Below are 7,213 nucleotides of genomic sequence, written 5' to 3'. Positions count from 1 at the left end.
GAATAAAAAAGGGAAAAATGAGATAATAGTTTTTGAAAATTCATTTCACGGCAGGACTATTGCCACACTTTCTTCAACAGGGCAAAAAAAGTTTCATGAAGGTTTTGAACCTATTTTGGGCGGTTTTAAATATGCCAAGTTTAACGATCTGAATTCAGTAAAAAAGCTGATAAGCAGAAAAACCGCCGGAATAATGATTGAGCTGGTGCAAGGAGAAGGCGGGGTAAATATTGCGGAAAAAGATTTTGTGAAAGGTTTGAAGAACCTTTGCAAAAAAAATAAACTTCTCCTTATTTTTGATGAAATTCAAACAGGGCTTGGAAGAACGGGGAAGTTGTTTGGATATGAACATTACGGAGTCACTCCGGATATTTTTACTTTAGCTAAAAGTTTGGGCGGAGGGCTTCCTTTAGGCGCAACTATTGTAAAGGAAAATATTGCTTCCGTGTTTAATTACGGCGACCACGGTTCTACTTTCGGAGGAAATCCGGTATCTTGCGTGGCTTCTTTAGAAGTCTTAAAAGGACTTAATCCGTCATTGCTTAAGAAAGTTCTTGAAAACGGGAAATATTTCGTTTCTAAACTTCAAAAATTGAAAGAAAAAAATAGTTTTATTAAAGATGTCAGGGGACTGGGACTGATGGTCGGAATGGAGCTTGATTTCAAAGGTGCAGATATAGTAAAATTCTGCAAGGTTAAAGGCGTTCTTATAAATTGCACCAATGACAAAGTTTTAAGATTCCTTCCCCCGTTAATTATTAATAAAAAGGATATAGATAAAGTTATTGAAATATTGGAGGACGCATTTATATGGCAAAGATCAAAAAAGTAGTTGTCGCTTATTCCGGCGGGCTTGATACTTCTGTTATTCTTTCGTGGATAAAGGAAAAATATAATGCAGAAGTAATAGCCTGTGTTGTCGATGTAGGCCAAAACGAAGATCTTAAAGCAATAAAACAGAAAGCTCTTAAAACAGGAGCTTCAAAAGCCTACGTTGTTGACGCCAAGAAGAGATTCGTTTCTAATTATATTTTTCCTGCAATTAAAGCAGGAGCCATATACGAAGGAAGATATCTTTTGGGTACAGCTTTGGCAAGGCCTGTAATCGCGGAAAAAATTATAGATATCGCAAAAAAAGAAAATGCGGATGCGGTTTGCCATGGCGCGACAGGAAAAGGCAATGACCAGGAAAGATTTGAGCTCGCGTTTAAAGCTTTGATGCCGGAAATTCAAATAATTGCTCCCTGGAGGGAGTGGGATATTAAGTCCAGAGAAGATGCAATAGCTTATGCTAAAAAAAGAGGGATACCTGTTCCCGTAACGAAAAAAAAGCCCTATTCTTCCGATGCAAATCTTTGGCACATTTCATATGAGGGCGGAATACTTGAGGATGTTAAAAACGAATATGATGAATCAATGTTTCAACTCACCGTTTCTCCGGAAAAAGCGCCGAATAAAGCCGCATTCGTCACTATCGGTTTTGAAAAGGGAATTCCTATTTCTGTAAACGGCAAAAAACTTGATCCGGTATCACTGGTCAATGCTCTTAATAAAATTGGCGGGATCAATGGCATAGGAAGAACGGACATTGTTGAAAATAGGCTTGTCGGGATGAAATCCAGGGGAGTGTATGAAGCTCCCGGCGCAACTATTCTTTATGCCGCGCATAGGGAACTGGAATCTTTAACAATAGACAGGGATACAATGCATTATAAAGATTTATTAAGCCAAAAATACGCCGAGATGGTTTATTACGGGCTCTGGTTTACTCCGTTGAGGGAAGCGTTGGATGCATTCATTGATAAAACTCAAATAAATGTTACCGGATCTGTAAAATTAAAATTATACAAGGGGAACATAACAGCGGCCTCAAGAAAGGCTGAAAAATCGCTTTATTGGGAAAAACTTGCTACTTTCGGGAAAGACCAAATTTATAACCAGAAAGATGCAGAAGGATTTATAAACCTTTTCGGCTTGCCGATAAAAGTGAAAGCACTTCTTGATAAAAGCAGGGGTAAGGGATAAGTGGTAAGGGTTAAGTTGAAACTTAAGCAAATATTTATTATTTTTCTATACCTGCCCGCCGGCGGGCGCGGCGCTAAACGCTATCCCTGCCCGCCGGCAGGCGTGGCGCTATACGCTAGGAGAAAAAATGGATAAATTTCAGGAATTTATTGGTTCGTCTTCTTTTGACAGCAGGCTTGCGCCTTATGATATTATAGGTTCAATTGCTCACGTAAAAATGCTGGTACATTCCGGCATTATTTCAGGTGCGGAAGGTAAAAAAATTGTCAACGGGTTAGAATCAATCTTAAAAGACATAAAAAAAGGTAATAAAATATCTGTTGCGGAAGATATCCACTATTCGGTTGAAAAAGAATTGATTAAAAGGATAGGTTCAGTCGGCGGTAAAATGCATACCGCAAGAAGCAGGAATGATCAGGTAGCGCTGGATTTAAGGCTGTATTTAAAAGATGAAGCCGCAGGAATAATTGAGCTTATTGAAAATGTTCAAATATCCATACTGAATCAAGCGCAGGCAAACATCAAGTTTGTTATGCCGGGATATACGCACCTTCAGCCGGCGCAGCCCGTTCTTTTTTCGCACTATCTGCTTTCATATGCGTGGATGTTTGAAAGAGATAAATCAAGGATAAATAACTGCCAGGAAAGAGTAAATATTTTGCCTTTGGGAAGCGCTGCTTTAGCAGGGACATCATTTCCGATAGATAGAAAATACACGGCAAAACTTTTAGGCTTTAAAGAAGTAAGCGAAAATTCAATTGATGCGGTTTCTGACAGAGATTTTGCAATAGAATTTATTTCAGTTTTAAGCATAATAGCCGTGCATCTTTCAAGGCTTGCCGAAGAACTGGTTATTTTTTCCAGCGTTGAATTTGATTTTTGGGAACTTTCTGACAAATTTACTTCGGGATCTTCAATTATGCCTCAAAAGAAAAATCCTGATTCTGCCGAAATCATAAGAGGAAAAACCGGAAGAATTTTTGGCGATCTTTTTGCAATTTTGACGATAATGAAGGGTTTGCCTCTGTCATATAACAGGGATATGCAGGAGGATAAACCTCCTTTATTTGATGCCGTTGATACCACAAGAATAAATCTGGAAATTATGGCGGAAATTATCAGCACATTAAAAATAAAATCCGAACAGATGAAAAAGTCAAATGAAAAAGGTTTCCTCGGGGCAACCGAGATAGCCGACTATCTTGCGAAATGCGGTGTTCCCTTCAGGCAGGCGCATGAAATTGTTAAGCAGATGGTTTTATTTTGCCAGACAAAAGGAAAAACATTGAAAGATCTTTCAATTGAAGAATATAAAAGTTTTTCAAAGTATTTTAATATCGGAATTTACGATAAAATATTGCCTAAAAAAATAATAAATGAAAAAAAATCATACGGCGGGACTTCAAGGGATTCTGTTTCGCTTCAAATTGAAAAATTAAAAAAGCTGGTGAAAAAATGAGGAAACATTCGTTCCTTTTATTAGTAATATTTTTATTATCTTTTGAAATAGCGTACGGCGAAAATGTTCAAAGGGTCTTAACTATGGAGGACGGTATCTCTACAGCCATGATGAACAGCCAGGATTTACTTTATATTAAAGAACAGGTTTTATATTCAAAATATACCGTAGACGAGGCAAAATGTCAGATTTATCCTAAAATTGACCTTAATGTCAGCGCATCTCGTTTTGATAACGCAATTCCGTGCGTTCTTCCGCCTTCATTCAGTTCAATTTATCTTCCTCAGGGAAATATTGACACCTATTATTCAACGCGTTTTTCTTTATGGCAATACTTGTATGCAGGCGGAAGATATACAACAAACTTAAGACTTGCTGAAACAAAATATTCCGAGATGCAAAGCCAATTTGAAGCTATGGCAAACCAAGTTGAATTGCAGGTTAAGAAAGCGTTTTATGAGTGTCTTTTAGTTAAAGAGAAAATAAGGATATATGAAAAAGCAATCACTGAAGGGGAGAAAGAAAAAATCACGGGATTAGCCAGGCTGAAATCGGAGTTGATTAAAGCAAAACATAATTATGAAAAACTCCTTTTAAAATTCATAAGTACTGTAGGAATTGAACTTGATACCGTCATAGAAATAAAAGGAGAATTAAATCCTCCGAAAGAAGACTACGACCTTGAGAAATGTCTTGCATGGGCGTATCAATATCGCCCGGAATTGAAACAAACGCAGTTTCGGGAAACAATGGACGGATTGAGGGTAAATCTATCTATTATAGAACGATACCCAACCATTACTTTGGGTGCAAACTATGATTTATTCGGTGAAAAGGTTTCTTTAGATCAAAGAAGCTGGAATGCCACAATAAATATGAATATTCCATTATTTGACGGGTGGGTTTCAAGTACGCAATACCGGCAAAGAAAAAACCAGGCCAGGCAGGGACAGCTGAAAAGAGCGCAGATTGAAGATCAGATACGTTTTGAGGTTAGAGACGCGTATCTGGATTATGCTTTCTGGAAAGCACGCCTTAACGATCTGTACAAAAAAGCTCAAGCAGAAAATATAGAAGAAGCATTATCACGCCTGGATACGATTTATGAATCTCTTTTAAGCCAGGCAAATCTTGAATGGTCAATCGGTAAATCTCTGAAACAGTAGCCATAGAAATACTTTCCGAAATCTTTCCCAAAAACAGGAAAAATATGTTATTTAGGAATAGTAAATTACTCAAAGTTATTGTCGTATTTATTTATTTCATATCTATAAATATTCCCTATTTATCTGCTATAGATGAAGAAAAAATCATTACCGATTATTTTTGGCAGAAAGTAAGGACACTTTCACCTAAGGACCGTCCCAAAATAGCTTTGGTTTTGGGAGGCGGGGGCGCGCGGGGGCTTGCGCATATAGGAGTTTTAAAAGTTTTGGAAGAAGAAAAGGTGCCGATTGATATAGTGGTTGGTACCAGCGTTGGTTCTTTAATCGGAGCCCTTTATTGTTCAGGGATTCCGGTAGAAAAGATTGAAAAAATGGGGGAAGATGTTCAATGGGACAAAATTACAAATATGGGGAGCATCACCCTTTTAAAACTTTTTTTGTCAGAACAGCTTCTTTCAACTAAAAAAATGGAAGATTATCTTGCCCGCACTATCGGGAATAAACGGTTTGATGAAATGGACAAAACTTTGGCATGTATCGCGACTGATATAAATACAGGTGAAATGATAGTATTGAGGGAAGGAAGCGTCGCTTTTGCAGCAAGGGCAAGTTCAACAATACCCGGAGTTTTTGCGCCGGTTGAATATCGGCACCGATATCTTGTTGACGGAGGGATTTCATCCAATATTCCCGTGGATACCGCCAAACTGCTCGGCGCTGACATTGTTATAGCGGTATCGGTAACTTCGGATATATCCAAAAGTAATATTTCTAATGTTTTGATGACGCTTACGCAGTCAATCTATATACAAGGCAGTGTCCTTAATAAAGAACGTCTCAAAAATGCTGACATCGTAATACAGCCGAATGTCGGCGATATATCAGCGATAGACCTGGGGCGTTTTGAAGAATGCATTGATGCCGGAATTATTGCCGCGCGAAAACTAATTCCTCAAATAAAGCGTTTTCTTATTGAGAAAACAGATGACGATAAACTTTTCAACTAAATTAATTCATATGAATAAAATCTTCGCGTTTGCTATAGTAGCGGCTTTTTCCGTAATTTATTTTGCTTCGATTTCTTTTGCGTTAGAAAGAGAACCGCTCAGGAGCGAAGAATTATCTTTGAAACTGCAAAAAACTTCTAAGGAAAAAGTTAAGCTGGCAATCCTTGTTGAATTAGCGGACGAATACAGGCTGGAAGAAAACTTTGATAAAGCTTTCCTTACTTGTAATGAAGCGCTGAACCTTGATCCGGATAGAAAGAAAAAACAAAAAATATTTCGCATTATCGGCGATATCTATTTTGCAAAAAAAGATTTTTCACACGCAATAAATTATTACCAGGATGCTGTCGCTCTTGCGCCCGAGCATGAGGGCGTAAGGCTTTCACTTGCTAAAGCTTACGAAGAGAGTGATTTGTACGAGCTTGCGATACAAGAATATTTAAAAATTCTTAAAATGAACCAGAAATCGTTTGAGGCAAATTTTAGCTTGGGAAATCTTTATCTAAGGGAAGGATTTCCCGACAAAGCTTTAAGGTATTACAGAAGGGCTCTTTCCATAAGAATTGATGCCCGCGTTTACAGAAATCTTGCCGTTTGTTATGAAAGCTCAGGCGAAATAAATTTAGCCATATCAGTTATAAAGAGCGCCGCTGCAATAAATACGGTGTATGAAGATTATATAGATTTAGGGAGACTATATTCTGCGAAGAAAAAGTACAAGGAAGCGGAAGAGTCATTTGTGAAAGCTTTGGATTTAAACAAAAACATAATAGACGGATATGTTTATCTCGGATTGTTGTATATTGAAAATAATGACATTGAAGCGGCAAAAAATACATTTATTTCCGCTTGTGAAGGATTTCCCGATAATGCTTTAGCGCATTTTTTTCTTGGAAATATTTATTTTAAAGAAAAACTGGTTAGTTTTGCCAAAAAAGAAATAGAAAAAAGCAGTAAACTGGCAAAAGACGATATCCTTAAAAAATACAGTCAAAGATATTTAGAATTCATTAATAAGACGATTCGATGAATGCTTGGGAAAAATTTAAGAAAAATGTAGAAAAATCAGGGCTTATTTCAGCCGGAGATAAAATTCTTCTTGCGGTATCCGGAGGGCCTGATTCGGTATCTTTACTGCATCTTTTTTGGCGGCTAAAAAAAAATATACCCATTGAGTTAGCAGTAGTCCATATGGATCACGGTCTAAGGAAATCGTCAAAAAAAGAACTTCGGTTTGTCGAAAATCTTTCCGAAAGGTTTGGCGTTCCGTCAATAACCCAAAAATTGCCTGTTAAAAAGTTTTCCGAAACCAATAAAATTTCGCTTGAAACAGCGGGAAGAAATTTGCGTTACGATGTTTTGTATGAAACCGCAAGAAAACTCAGGTATAATAAAATTGCTACGGGACATACAGCAGATGACAACGCCGAAACGGTTATTATGTGGATGATAAGGGGCACAGGAACTGACGGTTTAGGGGGAATACCGGCTTCAAGGAAAATACGAGCAGGACTTGAGATTATCCGCCCGCTTCTTCCAATTACTAAGGAAGAAAT

Annotated in this window: 7 protein-coding genes; all 7 read left to right on the top strand. The window is 37.7% G+C overall.

Translation table 11 applies throughout. The features are described 5' to 3' along the window. Positions 1-832 (top strand): aminotransferase class III-fold pyridoxal phosphate-dependent enzyme (locus tag NT145_02380; GenBank protein ID MCX5781541.1); only part of this gene is annotated, 832 nt, incomplete at its 5' end. Continuing rightward, the gene (locus NT145_02375) at positions 811-2,025 is read left to right on the top strand and encodes an argininosuccinate synthase (GenBank protein ID MCX5781540.1); all 1,215 of its coding nucleotides are present in this window, start codon (positions 811-813) and stop codon (positions 2,023-2,025) included. The genes NT145_02380 and NT145_02375, both read left to right, overlap by 22 nt. Before the next feature lie 127 nt (positions 2,026-2,152). Beyond that, complete coding sequence (argH, locus tag NT145_02370) at positions 2,153-3,484, top strand: argininosuccinate lyase (protein ID MCX5781539.1); 1,332 nt, start codon at positions 2,153-2,155, stop codon at positions 3,482-3,484. Continuing rightward, a complete protein-coding gene (locus tag NT145_02365; GenBank protein ID MCX5781538.1) occupies positions 3,481-4,650 on the top strand; it encodes a TolC family protein in 1,170 nt (389 codons plus the stop codon). The genes argH and NT145_02365 overlap by 4 nt, the downstream gene beginning before the upstream one ends. A 44-nt stretch (positions 4,651-4,694) precedes the next feature. Further along, positions 4,695-5,657: a patatin-like phospholipase family protein gene (locus NT145_02360; protein ID MCX5781537.1), complete on the top strand. Its 963-nt coding sequence runs from the start codon at positions 4,695-4,697 to the stop codon at positions 5,655-5,657. Positions 5,658-5,667: 10 nt separating this feature from the next. Continuing rightward, positions 5,668-6,687 carry a tetratricopeptide repeat protein gene (locus tag NT145_02355; protein MCX5781536.1) on the top strand — a complete coding sequence of 340 codons (1,020 nt, stop codon included), beginning with the start codon at positions 5,668-5,670 and terminating at the stop codon, positions 6,685-6,687. Further along, a partial coding sequence (gene tilS / locus NT145_02350) for a tRNA lysidine(34) synthetase TilS (protein ID MCX5781535.1) occupies positions 6,684-7,213 on the top strand: 530 nt, incomplete at its 3' end. The genes NT145_02355 and tilS, both read left to right, overlap by 4 nt.

Source organism: Elusimicrobiota bacterium (genome assembly GCA_026388075.1).
Taxonomy (GTDB): Bacteria; Elusimicrobiota; Endomicrobiia; order Endomicrobiales; family JAPLKN01; genus JAPLKN01.
The sequence above is the reverse complement of the archived record's forward strand: the minus strand, read 5'-3'. Positions and strand labels throughout refer to the sequence as shown.